Source organism: Pusillimonas sp. SM2304 (genome assembly GCF_031628915.1).
Taxonomy (GTDB): domain Bacteria; phylum Pseudomonadota; class Gammaproteobacteria; order Burkholderiales; family Burkholderiaceae_B; genus Pusillimonas_C.
Genome location: NZ_JAVLUJ010000002.1, coordinates 678,738 through 695,286 on the forward strand (window position 1 = coordinate 678,738; position 16,549 = coordinate 695,286).

Sequence of the window (16,549 nt, forward strand, 5' to 3'; positions counted from 1 at the left end):
GGGAATCTGGGCGACGCGTGTTTACTTCAACCGGGTGTCGCGTTGTTCCAGCCCTATGGCTGAAGGAATCATAGCGAAGCGCCTTGCCAGAGACCTCTGGGTCACATGGCACCGGGTCTTGTTGGCGGGCAGCTTGGGGCTGATGCCGGTTGTTGCCGCGGATGCGGCAGTGCTGCGGGGGGTGGACGGCGATGATGGCGCGCCAGGATTGATTGGCTCTGCGGGTGCGGGCGGCGCCAATATCCCTGGCCGTGAAGGCGGCGCGGGTACTATGTTTGGTGGCGGTGCGGACGGCGCCGGCGCAGCACCGGGCCGTGGCGGCGACAGTTCACTAACGGAATCGAACGGCGGGGGCAATGGCGGTCATGGAGGACGCAACGGTCCCAATTATTTAGGGGGGGCGGTGGCGGCAGCGATAGTGGCGGCGGAGGCGGCGGTACAGCATTTCCAGAGGGCACCGGTGGCGGCGCAAGCGGAGGAGGCTATGGGCAGGAGGCCGCACCAGGAGGCTTGTTGTCGGATAGCGCTGGCGGAGCGGGCGGAACGGGTGGCAAGGGTGGTCCGGGTGCCCCTGCGGGCGGCGGCGGAGGCGGCGGCAGCGGCGCCTTCTTGTCCGGCTCCGGTAAATACGAAGCCAATGGCATCATGATCCAGGGTGGCCAAGGCGGTCACGGCGGATTAGGTTACTTCAGCGGCGGGGGCGGCGGTGGAGGGCATGGTATCCGCGCGCTTCCCGGAATTGAATTGAATATCACGAGCTCGCACATCGCAGGTGGCAAGGGTGGAGACAGTGGCTTAGGCAGCGCCAGTACGGGTGGTGGCGGGGAAGGTGGTCACGGGATAGTGGTGGGCCCAGCGATTGGCGTGCGTAACTGGGTTCGCTTGGATGCGGGTAGCACGGTGTCGGGGGGAGATGGCGGTTCCGTTGTCTCCAGCGTTACCCATTGGGGCGGCACAGGCGCTGCGGGAGGCCAGGGCATATCGCTGGCGGGAACTGGCGCATACTTGGGCAATGCCGGGAAGGTACGCGGCGGCAACGGCGGCGTCGGTGGCTACGCACGAGAGTTTGACGGCGGCCGAGGCGGCGCCGGCGGGCACGGCATGGCCTTGACGGGCGATGGCTCCCAATTGGTTAACACGGGCCTGATACACGGCGGCGCAGGTGCGGCGGGCGGCGCCAGCGAAAACGCAAATGCGGGCGCGGCCGGTGTTGGCGGTTATGGCATCGCGATTCAGGGGCATGGCAATGTCCTCGTCAATGCTGGACGTATCGGCGGCGGGCTTTCCGCTGATGGCGTGCAAGCGCATGCCGTGTCCATCACTGGCAACGCCAATACGCTGGAATTGCGCGCGGGCTATGCCTTCACAGGACATGTCGTGGCCGCTGGCGCGGCGAACACACTGGTGCTGGGCGGCAATGCTGCCCCGGCGCAAGCCTTTGATGTCTCCGCCCTGGTCGGCGCAGTGGGCAGCGGTGGGCCGGCCGTTCAGTATGCCGGCTTTGCCGCTTTCGACAAGACAGGCGCCGGAAGCTGGCGCCTGACAGGCACAAACGTCAACGCCATGCCGTGGACGATACGCGGCGGCCGGCTAGTGGTGGATGCCAAGATGCCCGGAGCATTCATGAGCGTGTCCAAGGGCGGCACGCTGGGTGGGACGGGCACGGTGGGCAGCACAACAATTGGGTTGGGCGGCACGCTTGCGCCGGGCAACTCGGTGGGCGCGCTCACGGTAGAGGGTGATTTGGTCTTCGAGGCCGGCTCGCGCTTTGCCGTGGAAGTGAACCCCGCAGGCACCCAGGGCGATCACGTGGTGGTGACAGGCGATGCTATGCTCAACGGCGGTTCGGTGGTGCACATCGGCGCCGCCGGCGCTTATGATGTGCGCTCGACTTATACGATCCTGTCGGCCGGTGCGCTGAAGGGGAAATTCGACGAGGCCATGTCGGATTTCGCCTTTCTGACGCCGAGTCTTCTGTACGACTATGGCGCCGGCACCGTAGGCCTGGCACTGGCGCGCAACGAACGTGATTTCGCGTCGGCTGCGCTCACCCGCAACCAGCGGGCCGCGGCCGACGGCATCGATAGCATAGCTGGCTTGGGCGCCGCGCATCCAGTCTACGACGCCATTGTGCAGTTGCCCCAACAGAACGACCTCATCCGCGCCAGTTTCGATGCCTTGTCGGGCGAAATCCATGCGTCGGCGAAGTCGGCATTGATCGAAGACAGCCGTTTCATCCGCCATGCCGCCAACGACCGCGTTCGTGCCGCCTTCGGCCATGCCGGGGCATCGGTGGGGCCGGCTCTTGCTTACGGCGTGGGCCAGGCGCCGCTGCCGGTGTCCGCCGATCATGCCGGCCCGGTGTTCTGGTCGCAAGGCTTCGGGTCTTGGGGCGCTACGGACGGAGATGGCAACGCGGCCAGCCTTGACCGCTCGACAGGGGGCCTGTTGATCGGCGCGGACCGTCTTGTCGGCGACTGGCGTTTGGGGCTGCTTGGCGGCTACAGCCGTTCGCATATCCGTGCCGATGCCCGCCAGTCCTCTGCTGACAGCGACAACTATCATCTGGGGTTGTACGGCGGCACGCAATGGGGCGACATCGCGTTCAGGATAGGCACCGCTTACAGTTGGCACAAGCTTGATGCGAGGCGCTCGGTTGCCGTCCCTGGCATCGACGAGCGGTTGGACGGGGACTACGACGCAGCGACATTCCAGGCTTTTGGCGAGCTGGCCTACGGCATTCAGGCCGGAAACACCCGGCTAGAACCCTTTGTCAACCTTGCCCATGCGAAGCTGCATACCAACCGGTATACGGAGACAGGCGGAGATGCGGCGCTCATCGGCAACAGCGGCAACACTGACATCACCTACACCACTCTGGGAATGCGCGCCGCACGCGACATTGCTTTCGGCAAGGTCGATGCCACCGTTACAGGCATGGCCGGTTGGCGGCACGCATTTGGAGACATCAAACCCACAAGTACTCATGCGTTTTCTGCGGGCGACGCCTTCTCGGTTACTGGCGTGCCGCTTGCTCGCGACAGTGCTGTGATTGAAGCGGGCCTTCATTTCAAAGTTGCTTCCGATGCCGTATTCGGTCTGACCTATGCCGGCCAGCTCTCGAGCCAGAGCCGCGACCACGGTTTCACCGCACATCTGGCGATTAGGTTCTAGGCAGCAAGGCGGTCCTGGATCCGGGCGGCGATGGGGTGGTTGTTTCGCGCAATCCCGACGGCATCGCCGCCGCAGGCATTCAGCCTGATCATGACGCGCCGCGGCTAGGCCGGCTTTCTATTCGGCTTCCATGAAATCAAAAGGCTTTGCAGGAACGAATTGGCCCGACACTTCGCCGGCAAGCGTCCGGTTCATGTCCACGCCCAAGTCCAGGGTATGTGTTTTGGCACCCTTAGAAAAGTCGAGACGCTTGAGATCCACCCAGAACACATTGGGCGACGTGGCGGACTCGGCATAGAACAGCCTGTTTTTCTGGTCCGCCACGATGCGCCAGCGCGTCGTGGACAGATTGGGCGCATCCGGCAGACTGATGCCATAGGGCACCGAGACATTCCGGACGATGCTGAACACCGCTGCAGCAGCGGTGCGGGGATCGTCGCTCTGAACGACCGCATCGGTGTAGTAGCCTGCACGCACGAATCGATCGGACGCACGGTTGGTGCCAGGCAGAAACGCACGCCCATCGACGCCGCTCCAGTAGCGCGTGATCGCGAGCTGCTCATCATAGGAGGGCTCGTTCGTCATCACTCGGAACTCGCGACCGTGATGAATGTGCAGCTTGCCATCGATCCACTCCAGAATCGCGCTGTCGCCCGTAGCGTCGGACAGCGACAGATGCAAAGGGGCAAGACTGCCGGGGCGGCCCGGCACTTCACCGCTGGCCACCTGCAACAGCTTGGCGCGCGCATGCTTGACCGCCTCGTCCACCGTGGCGAACTGGTCAAGAAAATATTGCGCCCATATCGAGAGCGATATACGGGGCGTAACGCCATCGTCCTCGGGATATGTGGCATTGGCCAGCCACAGCAAATTGGCGTTCAGGCCCGCCTCGTTCATGCCATCCACCGCCGAGATTTCATAACCGGAAACGATCAGGCTGCCATAGGTCGACGTCCATGCCACCGATCGCGGCCCGGCTGCCCCATGCCGCTTCATGCCACGGGGAAAAACCCAAAGATTACTGATGATCGGGTCTTTGAAGTCCATCGTGCGACCCGTGAGATAGGTTCCGTTGGGGCCATGGTAAATGACGCGAGTGCAAGCCTGCGCCTGGACGGCCACCAACGTCGCAGCCGCAGCCAGCAGGGCAACAATGCGTGTAAATCGGATCATATTGAACTGCACTCCTTTAGAACCGATAAGCCGGCCCCAGGACCGGGCCGAGCAGGCCCGTCTTATAGATGTGGCCATCATGATGGTAATCGACATCGGTCCTGCCTGCTACGGGACAGCCGCAGGATGCTTGGTGGAACGATGCATGGCCGACGCATAGGTTTTAGGCGTAAACCGAACCGTCAGGCGTGCCACCGGGCTGACACAGGCAAGATGCAAAACAGCCGCCCAGCTCCCCGCCATGAGCCGGCGCTTCCGTTTATTGATGATGCTTCCAGTGCGCGTATAGATCCGGCTGGCCTGCGAGGCGCGTCGGCACATGCCGGATCGTCATGGACTGTTGGCTGAGCGGTTTGGCCAAGTCGGCGTAGATCTCCGCGGTGGACAGGCCGAAGGGATCACCGTCTTCGTTGGAGTAGGCGTAGGTCACTGCCTTGACCCCCGCCAGGCGCATGGCGCCCATGCACATGGGACAAGGGTGACCGCTGGCGAACACCGAACAGCCTGCCAGCGAAGCCGAGCCCAGCTGCTTGCTTGCAGCCCTGATGGCCATGAGCTCCGCATGTGCGGTCGGGTCGTTGGTCTGCACGACCTCGTTGACGCCCTGGGCGATGATTTCGCCGTCTTTGACGACCAGTGCGCCAAAGGGCCGCCCGCCTTGCCTGATATTGGCATAAGCCAGGGCGATGGCCTGGCTGAGTAAATCCGTGTCCTGCTTCATGCCTTATCCTTTTCAACGTTTCAGCGTTTGCCGGCAGCCAGCAATGCGCTTTCGATCTCGCTATAGCCGCGTGAACGGGCATGTTGCAGCGGTGTGACGCCTTCCCGGTCGGCGAGGTCGGGATTGGCGCCCGCCTTGAGCAGCAAGCTGACGATCTGCTGATGGCGCTGGCCCCCGTTGCCCAGAATGATGGCCTCGAGCAAGGCAGTCCAGCCCAGATTATTGACATGGTCAACCGCTACGCCTGCTTCGATGAGGGTTTTCACCGTTTCGACATGGCCGCGCTCGGCCGCCGGAATCAGAGCGGTGCCGCCGTAGCGGTTGGTGCTTTGCAAGTCAGCATTGTGCGACAGGGTCATTTTCAGAATATCCAGATGGCCCCGCGCGCCGGCATAGAGATAGGCGCTGTCGTTGATACGGTCTTTCGCGTTGACATCCGCGCCGGCATTGATCAGAGCCCGGGCGGCATCCACAGCGTTCGCCCGGGTTGCCGCCAGCAAGGCGGTTGATCCCGACGCGTCGCGCGCTTCGATCTTGGCTCCTTCCGAAAGGAGCTGCTTGACGGCATTAACATCGTTGTATTCCGCTGCGGCATGCAAGGGATATTGATTCACGGCGGCTCCTGACAGGGCGTGTGTGCTTGCAAGCATGGCTGCCGCGCCGACAATCGCGGCCAGTGACTTGACCATATGACCTCCAGGTTGTTTGAGCAAAAGGATAGTTCGGCGACAGATTATTTGGAAATTAAATTAGTTGATTATTTATATTGGACCGGGCATGAGGTAACCCTATTGAAAACCGGTAGTTTATTTGGCCGCAGCGATGGCCTTGAGGCCGGATGCCGCGCAACCCGCGTCGATGTCGCCCGAAGGCGCCTAGCTTCGCCATCAGAAAACCTGCCCTGAAAATCGGCCGCAATCCCGATTGAGGCGGAAGAGAAAGTTTCATTCATCCCCCGCAATGCACATGCTATGTTTTGCTATGCGGTTGACGCTTTGTTTCCACTGGAATGTTACTTTGAGGCCCGGATAGTCGCCAGTGGCAGGAACAGGGCCAGCGGTGAATCAGGCAAAGCAATGAAGCCATGATGCTGATAGAAGGCTGATGCCGCATCGTCTTTGGCATCCACCATCATGGCAAAGGCGGTAATCTCGGCTCGGGCAGCGCGTTCAAGCGCATCGGCCAGTAGCGCACCGCCCAGCCCCTGTCCCTTGAAAGCCTGGTCAACGGCCAAACACCCCATGCGAACCGCTGGCACGGTTGGATAGCGTGGCAGTTTTTTGCCGATGGCCGTCGCACGCACGCGCAGCGAGCGTTGGCTTGCAGAAAACCAGGATGCCATCGAGAGCTCCAATGCTTTCGTTGAGCAACATGGCCTTCCGCTGGCGAAGTACCGGATGTTCTGATGAGCCGCTAGACGCCACCGAGTTTGATGAATGCCCTGATCCCCCGATTGTGGGGAAGAAGAGCCCAAAAAAAGCTGCCCCGAACCTTGCGGTGTCGGGGCAGCTTGTATCCTGGTGGCGCATCCCTGATTCGAACAGGGGACCTGCGGATTATGATTCCGTCGCTCTAACCGGCTGAGCTAATGCGCCAAAGCACGAAACTTTAACATATTTTTTTCTTTCTATGCAAGAAGGGGATTAAAAGTGTGTTGGGCAAGGCAAGAAGGAGCGGGGAAGGGTTTGAAACGGGCCGCGCAAAATCAAAGGCCCCGCCTTTTGGCGGGGCCTTACTGCCGATATGGCAGTTAACACAACACTAAGGTTGTGTTGGATGGCTACCGAAGAAGGTAGCAACACTGCCATCGGGCAGTGACTTAACGATAGTGCCAACCCGCTGGCCATACAAGACCGGGAAAACACTGAGTATTTTTATGCGAGCATCTATTAACATCAAAAGTTATGCGTTGGTTTTGTTGGCTTCGCTCGCCTCTTCGGGCATGGGGCTGTTGGCATTGCCCGACAGGGCGGCGCTCAAGCTATATAGGGGTGCAAAGGATTCGGCCTGAGCCATGGGCCAAGCTGTCCTGAAGATGGTGTTTCGGAACTTTCCTTCCAGCAGTTCGCCTTTCTCCAGGTCCGGAAACAGCGCCGACAGCACGCGGACTTCGCCATTGGGTATGCGGCGCGCAATGTGATGGGGACGCAATTCGCCAGGGTGCGTCAGGCCGGCGGCGCCCAGCAGCTCGGCGAGTGCGCTCAGGGTGTTCCGGTGGAAGCCGGCAACCCGTTCGGACTTATCGGGCACGTCCAGCGCGGCCTGGCGCTTGGGATCTTGCGTGGTGACGCCGGTGGGGCACTTTCCTGTATGGCATGCCTGGGCCTGGATGCAGCCCACGGCAAACATGAAGCCGCGCGCGCTGTTGCACCAGTCCGCCCCCAGGGCCATGACCCGCGCCATGTCGAAGGCGCTGATGATCTTGCCCGATGCGCCCAGTTTGATCTGTTCACGCAAGCCGATGCCGACCAGGGTATTGTGTACCAGTCGCAGCCCTTCGCGCAGGGGTGTGCCGACATGGTCGACGAACTCAATAGGCGCGGCCCCCGTGCCCCCTTCGGCGCCGTCGACCACAATGAAGTCGGGGGTGATGCCGGTTTTAAGCATGGCCTTGGCAATCGCGAACCATTCCCAGGGGTGGCCGATGCACAGCTTGAATCCAACCGGCTTGCCGCCGGATAGTTCCCGCAGCCGCGCCACGAAATGCATCAGTTCCAGGGGAGTGGTGAACGCGCTGTGAAAGGCGGGCGAATTACAGTCCACGCCCACGGGAACGCCGCGCGCTTCGGCGATTTCCAGGGTGACCTTGGCGCCCGGCAGAATGCCGCCATGGCCAGGCTTGGCGCCTTGCGAGAGCTTTATTTCTATCATTTTGACGCTGTCCTGGCGGGCGCGCTGGGCAAAGGCTTCTTCCGAAAAAGTGCCTTTGCCGTCGCTGCAACCGAAATAGCCTGATCCGATGTTCCAGATCAGGTCGCCTTGATGCTCAAGGTGATAGCGGCTGATACCCCCTTCACCGGTGTCATGGGCAAAACCGCCCAGGGCCGCCCCTTTGTTCAGCGCCAGCACGGCGTTGGCCGACAGGGCGCCAAAACTCATGGCCGAGATATTCAGCACGGACAGGGAATAGGGCTGCGTACAGTCCGGGCCGCCGACTGCGATGCGGAATTCGCTGGCGTCGGGATGGGCCGGTTCCATGGAATGGTTGATCCATTCGTAGTCGGTGCGATAGACGTCGCCCTGGGTGCCGAAGGGGCGCTTGTCCACCTCTCGTTTGGCGCGTTGATACACCAGCGAGCGGTCTACGCGCGAAAAGGGCAGGGCAGTGGTGTCGTCTTCAATAAAGTATTGCCGCATTTCAGGGCGTATGGATTCGAAGAAGAAACGCAAATTGCCTATCACCGGGTAGTTGCGGCGGATGGCGTGCCGCGTTTGCCGCAAGTCCCAGCAGCCCAGGCCGGCCAAGGCGGCGAAAACCAGGGCGAAGGGCAGCCACCAGGCACTGGCGAACAGTCCGAGCACGGTGAAGATCAAGGCGCCTGCAATGACGGCGTAAAAGGCAGAGTAGCGGGTAAGGAGGCGATCCATGGCGTTTCCGTGTTGAGGGTTGAAGGGACCAGCGGGCCGTTGCAATGGCTGGAGACAGGGTAAAATACCTGACTCTTCAACCGCAAGGACGGCCTTGCCGCTTCGAACATCCGGGGCGAACCCAAGCAAGGGGACGGCCCCTGTCGGAGCAACTGTTATGTCGACATCAATGTCCTGGCTGGTACTGATTATTGCAGGTCTGTTTGAAATAGGCTGGGCCGTAGGCCTGAAATACACCGAAGGTTTTACCAGGCTGTGGCCTTCGATTGGTACTGCGGCGTCCATGGTGATCAGCCTGGCGCTGCTGGGCCTGGCCATGAAGCAGTTGCCGCTGGGTACGGCGTATGCTGTCTGGGTAGGGGTCGGCGCCGTGGGTACCGTACTGTTGGGCATTGTCATGCTGGGCGAATCGGCCAGCGTGGCCCGCCTGCTCAGTGTGGGCTTTATCGTGCTGGGCATCATCGGCCTGAAGCTGGCCGGCTGAACCCGGCCCGGGGCCGGCCGATGCGGTAGGGGCTGGCCTGCGCCCCATTCGTGATATCGGAGAATTTCTGTGAACAAGAATATAAATATCGTCCTGGGCGACTGGGATACGTGCAAGGCCGACGCAGCGGCCATTCGGTATGCAGTGTTTGTGCTAGAGCAGCAGGTTCCCATCGAACTGGAAATGGACGAGCACGATGTAGTGTGCGTGCACGCCGTCGCCTACAACGAAGAAGGCCTGCCCTTGGGAACGGGGCGTCTGCTGCCCGATGGCCACATCGGGCGCATGGCGGTCGGCGCCGAATACCGCAGCCTGGGCGTGGGGTCCATGCTGCTGCGCGCCTTGATTGACGAAGCGCGTGTCAGGCAATATCTAGAGGTCGTCCTGTCGGCGCAGTTGCACGCACAGGATTTTTACGCGCGGCACGGGTTCGTGGCAGAGGGGCCGGTATATATGGATGCCGGTATCGAGCACGTGACCATGCGCCATGCGCTGACTGCGTAGCCAGAAACAAAAAGCCCCATGAAATCACGAATGATTTCATGGGGCTGCTTGCCTACCATAAGTGGTGCCCAGGAGAGGACTCGAACCTCCACACCTTGCGGCACATGGACCTGAACCATGCGCGTCTACCAATTCCGCCACCTGGGCATAAAGTGTATGCTAACGCTTTGGGTACTACTGCTTGCGTTTCGCGCTACATCTTTAAGAGGCGCAAAGTATAACCCATATTTTAAATAAATGGAAATCACCTTTGATCAAGAGATCTAAAAAAGACACCAATAACAACGAAAAGGGCGCTGGACACGAGCTGCCGCCGGACTTTGACCCGGACGTACCCAGCCGCGAAGTCATCTTGCAGTATTTGCGCGGCAATCCAGGGCCCATCACTCCCCAGGCGCTGGCGCAGGCTTTGGGCGCGCCGGTGCCGCTCTCCGTCGGATTCGATCGCCGCCTGAAAGCCATGGAACGCGATGGCCAGGCCTTTTACAATGCCCAGGGGCAGTTGCTGCTGAATAACAAGCTGGATTTCATTGCCGGAAAAGTGCAGGGCCATCGCGATGGCTTTGGCTTTTTGCTACGCGATGATGGCGGGCCGGATCTATTTCTGTCTCCGCGCGAAATGCTCAAGGTGCTTCATGGCGACCGCGTCCTGGCCAAGCCCGATGGCGAATACCGGGGCAAACCCGAGGCGAGCATCGTTGAAGTCGTTGAGCGGCGCACCAACAAGTTGGTGGGGCGTTTCCTGAAAGAGCGCGGTGCGTTCATCGTGGTTCCCGAAGACCAGCGCATCAAGCACGATATTCTGATTCCATCGGCCGACACAGGCGATGCCGAGCACGGCCAGGTCGTTACGATCGATATCGTTCAACAGCCCACGCGGCACACGCAGCCTTTGGGCCGCGTGGTCGAAGTCCTGGGGGAAATCGACGATCCGGGCATGGAAATTGAAATCGCCGTGCGCAAGTTCGATGTCCCGCACGAGTTTTCCGAAGCCGCCTTGAACCAGGCAGCCAAGATTCCGGCGACGGTCAAGGCGGCCGAGCTGAAAGACCGTGTCGACTTGCGCGATGTGCCGTTCGTGACCATTGATGGCGAGGACGCCCGCGATTTCGACGATGCTGTTTTTTGTATGCCGGTGGAACTGGGTACTGAAAAACGCAAGCGGCCGGGTTGGCGGCTGTTGGTGGCCATTGCCGATGTCAGCCATTATGTGCGGCCGGGCGATGCGCTGGATGACGATGCGCTTGACCGCGGCACCAGCGTGTACTTTCCGCGCCGGGTCATTCCGATGCTGCCCGAGTCGCTGTCCAATGGCATCTGTTCATTGAACCCCGATGTCGACCGGCTGGTGCTGGTGTGCGATATGGTGATTGCCGCCAGCGGCACGAAGGCCGGCAGCATCACCGCCTATCAGTTCTACGAGGCGGTGATTCATTCGCACGCCCGCACGACGTACACCGATGTCTGGACGGCGCTGCAGCAGCCGGGCGGACCCGCGGGGCAAGCCATGCAGCCGGTGCTGCCGCATATACAGAATCTGTACGAGCTATACCAGCTGTTCGCCCAGGCCCGGATCAAGCGCGGCGCGATTGATTTCGATACGGTCGAGACCCGCATTGTCTGCAATCCCCTGGGCAAAATCGAGCGCATAGAAGCCTATACGCGTAACGATGCCCACAAGCTGATCGAAGAGTGCATGCTGGCGGCCAATACCTGCGCCGCGGAATTCATGACGCGCAACAAGCGTTTGGGGCTGTATCGCGTGCATGAAGGGCCCACCCCCGAAAAGCTCAAGTCCCTGCGCGATTACTTGCGCAATCTGGGGCTGACGCTCGATGGCGGCGATGATCCGTCAACGACCGACTATGCGCGCCTGATCAAGGCGGCGCGCGCGCGGCCCGATTTTGAAATCATACAAACCATGTGCTTGCGCTCTTTGCAGCAAGCCATATACAGTCCCGAGCAAGTGGGCCATTTTGGCCTGTCTTACGACCACTATGCACATTTCACTTCACCCATACGCCGCTATCCCGATCTGCTGACGCATCGGGTGATCAAGAGCGTGTTGCGGGGCAAGCGCTATGTGCCGCAGTTGGACGACGTCAGCGGGGCAGCGGCGCTGCCCAAGGGCGAGCGTGAACATGCCATTTGGGAGAAGCTCGGCCTGCTTTTGTCGGCGCGTGAGCGCAGGGCGGATGATGCCTCTCGCGATGTCGAGGCCTGGCTGAAGTGCTGGTTTGTCAAAGAGCATGTGGGTGAAGTCTTCAGCGGCCGCGTCACTGGCATTGCCACGTTTGGTATTTTCATTACGCTCGATACGCTTTTTGTGGAAGGCATGGTGCATGTCTCCGAGCTGGGGTCCGATTACTTCCAGTACAACGAAGCCATGAATGAATTGCGCGGCGAACGCACAGGCATACGCTATCGCCTGACCGACGCGGTGCAGGTTCAGGTGTCGCGCGTGGATCTGGAAGCCCGCCGCATTGAGTTCCGTCTGGTCAAGGGCACGGGTTTCAAGGAACTCAAAGCGTCCATCGAGCCCGATGCGCCTGTCGAGCGGCGCACTAAGCGCGCGGCGCCGGCCAAGCCGGACGCGCTCAAGGGCACGACCGCGCGTCAACGCAGGGCGGCGGCCAAGCGCGGCGCGCAGGCTGCGGCGCCTGGAAAAACAAGCAAGGCCAGCAAGGCCAGTAAAACCAGCCGCGGCCGGCGATAGCCTTCGGCCCCGCCGGCTTTCCCGCTGCGCCCGGCAGGTTTCAGGCGCAGTGCCCGCCCCGTGTGCCTGCACCGGGGCGGACGGGTTTAAAATCAGGGCTGGCCGCTTTGCCCGTCTTGCAGCGCTGGCTGTAATGCGGGCCGCGCGCTTCGGGTGCACCCAGAATACTTCAAAGGAAAATCATGTCGTCTCACCAGGTCCTGGCCGGCTTTCATGCGGTCATCGCTCGCTTGCGCCATGCGCCGGACTCCATCAAAGAGCTCTATGTCGAGGCGTCGCGGCGCGATAAGCGCATGCTGGCGTTTATCGAGCAGGCGCAGGCGGCCAATATCCGCGTCCGTCCCGTTCCCGTCGACCGGCTGGACGGTCTGGCGCGCGGCACGCGTCACCAGGGCGTGGTGGCCCTGGCCGAGGCGCATGAGCTGGCCGTTGATGTGGACGAGGTTCTTGACCTGCTCGAGGATAAGCCTGAGCCCGCCTTGTTGCTGATCCTGGATGGCGTGACCGATCCGCATAACCTGGGGGCCTGCCTGCGGACCGCCGATGCGGCGGGCGTGCATGCGGTGATTGCGCCGCGTGACCGGGCCGTTGGCTTGAACAGCACGGTACAGCGCGTGGCCTGCGGCGCCGCCGAAACCGTGCCTTACATCATGGTCACGAATTTGGCCCGGACCATGCGGCAATTGAAGGCGCGCGATGTCTGGCTGGTGGGTACGGACGACCAAGCCACGGGGAGCCTGCATCAGGTGGATGCCCGCCGCCCGATGGCCTGGGTCATGGGCGCCGAAGGCGAAGGCATGCGGCGGCTGACGCGCGAAACCTGCGACGAGCTGGTGACGATTCCCATGCTGGGCTCGGTCGAGAGCCTGAATGTCAGCGTGGCCAGCGCGGTATGCCTGTACGAATCGGTGCGCCAGCGCGCAAGCGTCTAGCGAATTGGCTTATCGCTGCGGCCGCCGTCGTTCCGGGTGGGCATGGCCGCAGTATGATTGAGTGGCGCCCCTGCGGCGCCGACCCCATCCTATCTTGTTGACCTCTATCCATCATGGCTAAAAACGGCTTTACCACTACGATTGTTCATTCCGACCGGCGCGCTTCGGTCGAGCACGGCGCCATCCATAAGCCGATGCATCCGTCATCCGAATATGCTTTTGCCGATTCGCGCGAACTGGCAGCGGTGTTTCAAGGCAAGGCGGGCTTCACCTATGCGCGGCAAGGCACGCCGACGACGGCCGCCCTGGAATCCAAGATCAGCCAGATGGAAGGCGCCGCCGGCACCGTCAGTTTCGCGACCGGCATGGCCGCTCTGGCAGCCACCTTCTTTACCTTGCTCAAGGCCGGCGACCACCTGATCAGCAGCCAGCACATTTTCGGCAATACGAACAGCCTGCTGGGCACGCTGGCGGATCTGGGGGTGAGCGTGACCATGGTCGATGCGACCGATGAGCGTAACGTCGCCGCGGCGTGGCGCCCTGAAACCCGCATGGTCTTTACTGAATCGCTGGCCAACCCCGGCACCCAGATCGCCGATCTTGCGGGCATAGGCCAATGGTGCAAGGAAAAGAATCTGGTCTATGTGGTCGACAATACCCTGGTCAGCCCCCTGCTGTGCAAAACCAAAGAGGTGGGGGCCACGCTGATTGTCAATTCCTTGTCCAAGCATATTGGCGGGCATGGCAATGCGCTGGGCGGCGCCGTGACCGATACGGGGCTGTATGACTGGTCGCACTATCCGAATATTGCCGAGCCTTACCGCAAGGGCAGCCCAACGTCGTGGGGACTGACCCAGATCAAGAAGAAAGGCTTGCGCGACATGGGCGGCACCTTGTCGTCGGAAGCCGCGCATCGGCTCGCCGTGGGCGCCGAAACGCTGTCGCTGCGCATGCACAAGATTTGCGCCAATGCCTTGGCGCTGGCACAAGCTCTTGCCCAGCATCCCAAAGTGGCCAAAGTACATTATCCCGGCATGCCTGATCACCCTCAGCATGAGCGGGCGCGCCAATTGTTCGGCGGTCTTTTCGGCGGCTTGATGGGTATTGAGCTGGCCGACGATATTGATGTGTTCGATTTCCTGAATCGTCTCAAGGTGCTGGCCCTGGCAACGCATCTGGGTGATAACCGGACGCTGGTGTTGCCGATGGCACACACTATCTATTACGAAATGGGCCCCGAGCGCCGGGCCTTGATGGGGATCTCCGACAACTTTCTGCGTGTATCCATTGGTATTGAAGATGCACAAGATCTGATCGGCGATTTCAACCAAGCACTGGCGTAGGGAAGAATTCCCGCTGTTTCTGGCAAGCATTTACCACAACTTGATCGGCTGTGGTCAGCCTTGCAGCAAACTTTGCGAAATTTCATTATGCTGCTGCGCAAAAACAAAAAAGTCAGTAACGATGCGGGTTTTGGGGGCTTTTTTGCTTGACACGCCCATTTTTCAAAGGCTTAATACGCGATAGTCATCCAGTCGTGCTTTTGCAAGAATGCAAGCTGGTTGCGCTCGCAGTGTCTTTTGTGAGTAGTACGAATCGCAGCAGCATTTGTACTTAGTATTTTTTAAACCAAGCGCCAAACGGCCCCCAGGGCAGGGTTTGGCTACAATAAATTTTTAGGGGTAATCCTTAATGAACAAAACCGAGCTTATCGAACACATTTCCACTAAAGCAGATTTGTCGAAGGCCGACGCCGGCCGCGCACTTGAGGCATTCATTGGTGCGGTGAAAACTACCCTGAAGAAAAAAGGCACCGTTACGCTGGTCGGTTTTGGCACATTTGCTGTGTCCGAGCGCGCTGCCCGTACAGGTCGCAACCCACGTACCGGCGAAGCCATCAAAATCAAGAAAGCCAAGGTACCCAAATTCCGTCCTGGCAAGGCTTTGAAAGACGCCGTCAACTAAATTCGGTTGGCGTCTTTATCGGTTTGCATTGCAAAACGCGATATCTTATAATCCTTTGCTTATCGCGTTTTGCAGCAAGTGCAGTGACCCGAAATTTGCAACGGTGGGTAGTAAGTAAACCCACCGCCACACATGGCTTAAACCCCATGCGTTCGCAAAGAAAGGGTGCTTAGCTCAGCTGGTAGAGCGGCGCCCTTACAAGGCGTAGGTCGGCGGTTCGAACCCGTCAGCACCCACCACTTACTGCAAACACAAAAACCGCTTAGTTTTGGCTAGGCGGTTTTTTTTTCGTTCGTACTATGAGTGCAAGGCGCCCTTGCCATCGTATGGAGCGCAGCGCCAGGAAATCAGGTCAATAATTTATTGCGAATAGTTCGCATTATTGTTAATATAACGGTCTTGTTTTGAGAAGCAGCCGTTTGTGCACGATACTGACGCTGTGCAACCTTTATTATTGCTGGATCCATGTCGCGTTTTCGTGTCCAACCGAAGTTTCGCACCACGCTTGTCAAAGTATCTGGGGCGATTGTTGCTGTGGGCCTGCACCTGGCGGTGCTGGGTGCCATCTTGTCCACGCCATCCTCCAAACCTGAAATAGAGCTGCCCGAAGCGGTTGAAGTACGCTTTGTGGAAATTGCCGATGTGGTTGTCGATGCGGCGCCGAACGTAGAAACTCCGGAAGAGCCCGTCGAGGCCGAGATTCCTCCGCCCGAGGAAATTCCGTATCCGCCTCCCGAACCTGACATCATGCCGGAGCCCGAGCCAGAACCCGAGATCGAGCCTGAACCTGAGCCCGAACCCGAACCCGTTGTGGAAGAGCCCGAGCCGGAAGCGATCCAGCCCGAGCCGCCGCCACCGCCCAAGCCAAAACCGAAGCCCAAACCTAAACCCAAGCCCGTCGTCAAGCCGGCTCCGACGCCGCCACCCCCCAAGGTCGTTGCGCCGTCAGGGCAGGCTGCGGCACCCGCTGTACCCAAGGCGCCGCCCAAGCCGGTGGATCCAGACCGGCCGCGCATGATCGGCAAGGTCGATTATCTGGGTAAGCGGCCCATGCCGGTGTATCCGCGCGCTTCCGAGCGCCGCGGCGAGCAGGGCAGGGTGGTGGTGCGTGTACTGATTTCCGCGCAAGGCGCAGTGGTGAATGCGACGGTGCAATCGTCGTCGGGTTATTCCCGTCTTGATGAATCCGCGCTCAAGGCGGCGCGCACCGCTCGTTTCAAGCCTTACACTGAAAATGGCATTGCATATCAGGCCATGGCTGACATTCCTTTCGATTTTGTTTTATAGGACGT

Annotated in this window: 13 protein-coding genes, 3 tRNA genes and 1 pseudogene; 10 read left to right on the top strand and 7 right to left on the bottom strand. The window is 60.4% G+C overall.

Annotation, left to right across the window (positions count from 1 at the left end; all coding sequences use genetic code 11):
• The first annotated feature begins 864 nt into the window (after positions 1-864).
• Positions 865-3,174: an autotransporter domain-containing protein gene (locus RE432_RS12175; RefSeq protein WP_310933679.1), complete on the top strand. Its 2,310-nt coding sequence runs from the start codon at positions 865-867 to the stop codon at positions 3,172-3,174.
• A gap of 117 nt (positions 3,175-3,291) precedes the next feature.
• Here the strand turns inward: RE432_RS12175 and RE432_RS12180 are convergent, their stop codons facing one another.
• From RE432_RS12180 to RE432_RS12195, 4 genes and pseudogenes are all read right to left on the bottom strand, one after another.
• Complete coding sequence (locus RE432_RS12180) at positions 3,292-4,347, bottom strand: linear amide C-N hydrolase (protein WP_310933680.1); 1,056 nt, start codon at positions 4,345-4,347, stop codon at positions 3,292-3,294.
• 259 nt (positions 4,348-4,606) lie between these two features.
• Positions 4,607-5,068: a nucleoside deaminase gene (locus tag RE432_RS12185; RefSeq protein ID WP_310933681.1), complete on the bottom strand. Its 462-nt coding sequence runs from the start codon at positions 5,066-5,068 to the stop codon at positions 4,607-4,609.
• 20 nt (positions 5,069-5,088) lie between these two features.
• On the bottom strand, positions 5,089-5,757 hold the full coding sequence (locus tag RE432_RS12190) for an ankyrin repeat domain-containing protein (RefSeq protein WP_310933682.1): 669 nt from the start codon (positions 5,755-5,757) through the stop codon (positions 5,089-5,091).
• Positions 5,758-6,080: 323 nt separating this feature from the next.
• Positions 6,081-6,356, bottom strand: a pseudogene (locus RE432_RS12195) (GNAT family N-acetyltransferase); the annotation flags it as partial.
• On the opposite strand from RE432_RS12195, the gene RE432_RS12200 reads away from it, so the two are divergent.
• On the top strand, positions 6,355-6,474 hold the full coding sequence (locus RE432_RS12200) for a type II toxin-antitoxin system CcdA family antitoxin (protein ID WP_310933683.1): 120 nt from the start codon (positions 6,355-6,357) through the stop codon (positions 6,472-6,474). The pseudogene RE432_RS12195 and the gene RE432_RS12200 overlap by 2 nt on opposite strands.
• Positions 6,475-6,586: 112 nt before the next feature.
• On the opposite strand, the gene RE432_RS12205 is transcribed toward RE432_RS12200, so the two are convergent.
• Together RE432_RS12205 and RE432_RS12210 are read right to left on the bottom strand one after the other, a co-directional pair.
• A tRNA-Met gene (locus RE432_RS12205) sits at positions 6,587-6,663 on the bottom strand.
• A gap of 307 nt (positions 6,664-6,970) precedes the next feature.
• The gene (locus RE432_RS12210) at positions 6,971-8,656 is read right to left on the bottom strand and encodes an FMN-binding glutamate synthase family protein (RefSeq protein WP_310933684.1); all 1,686 of its coding nucleotides are present in this window, start codon (positions 8,654-8,656) and stop codon (positions 6,971-6,973) included.
• 169 nt (positions 8,657-8,825) lie between these two features.
• Between RE432_RS12210 and sugE the strand changes: the two genes are divergently transcribed.
• Positions 8,826-9,140, top strand: coding sequence for a quaternary ammonium compound efflux SMR transporter SugE (gene sugE / locus RE432_RS12215; protein WP_310934216.1), 315 nt, complete (start codon positions 8,826-8,828; stop codon positions 9,138-9,140).
• Positions 9,141-9,209: 69 nt separating this feature from the next.
• Complete coding sequence (locus tag RE432_RS12220; RefSeq protein WP_310933685.1) at positions 9,210-9,644, top strand: GNAT family N-acetyltransferase; 435 nt, start codon at positions 9,210-9,212, stop codon at positions 9,642-9,644.
• Positions 9,645-9,706: 62 nt separating this feature from the next.
• On the opposite strand, the gene RE432_RS12225 is transcribed toward RE432_RS12220, so the two are convergent.
• Positions 9,707-9,791: transfer RNA gene (locus RE432_RS12225), tRNA-Leu, on the bottom strand.
• A 103-nt stretch (positions 9,792-9,894) separates the two neighbouring features.
• On the opposite strand from RE432_RS12225, the gene rnr reads away from it, so the two are divergent.
• From rnr to RE432_RS12255, 6 genes are all read left to right on the top strand, one after another.
• The gene (gene rnr, locus RE432_RS12230) at positions 9,895-12,360 is read left to right on the top strand and encodes a ribonuclease R (protein WP_310933686.1); all 2,466 of its coding nucleotides are present in this window, start codon (positions 9,895-9,897) and stop codon (positions 12,358-12,360) included.
• Between the two features lie 182 nt (positions 12,361-12,542).
• On the top strand, positions 12,543-13,292 hold the full coding sequence (rlmB, locus tag RE432_RS12235; protein WP_310933687.1) for a 23S rRNA (guanosine(2251)-2'-O)-methyltransferase RlmB: 750 nt from the start codon (positions 12,543-12,545) through the stop codon (positions 13,290-13,292).
• A gap of 113 nt (positions 13,293-13,405) precedes the next feature.
• Entirely contained in the window at positions 13,406-14,635 is a 1,230-nt protein-coding gene (locus tag RE432_RS12240) for a cystathionine gamma-synthase family protein (RefSeq protein WP_310933688.1), read from the top strand.
• Positions 14,636-14,984: 349 nt separating this feature from the next.
• Positions 14,985-15,257: an HU family DNA-binding protein gene (locus tag RE432_RS12245; RefSeq protein ID WP_013741687.1), complete on the top strand. Its 273-nt coding sequence runs from the start codon at positions 14,985-14,987 to the stop codon at positions 15,255-15,257.
• Positions 15,258-15,420: 163 nt separating this feature from the next.
• Positions 15,421-15,496: transfer RNA gene (locus RE432_RS12250), tRNA-Val, on the top strand.
• A 226-nt stretch (positions 15,497-15,722) separates the two neighbouring features.
• Positions 15,723-16,544, top strand: a complete 822-nt coding sequence (locus RE432_RS12255) for an energy transducer TonB (RefSeq protein ID WP_310933689.1) — start codon at positions 15,723-15,725, stop codon at positions 16,542-16,544.
• Positions 16,545-16,549: the final 5 nt, after the last annotated feature.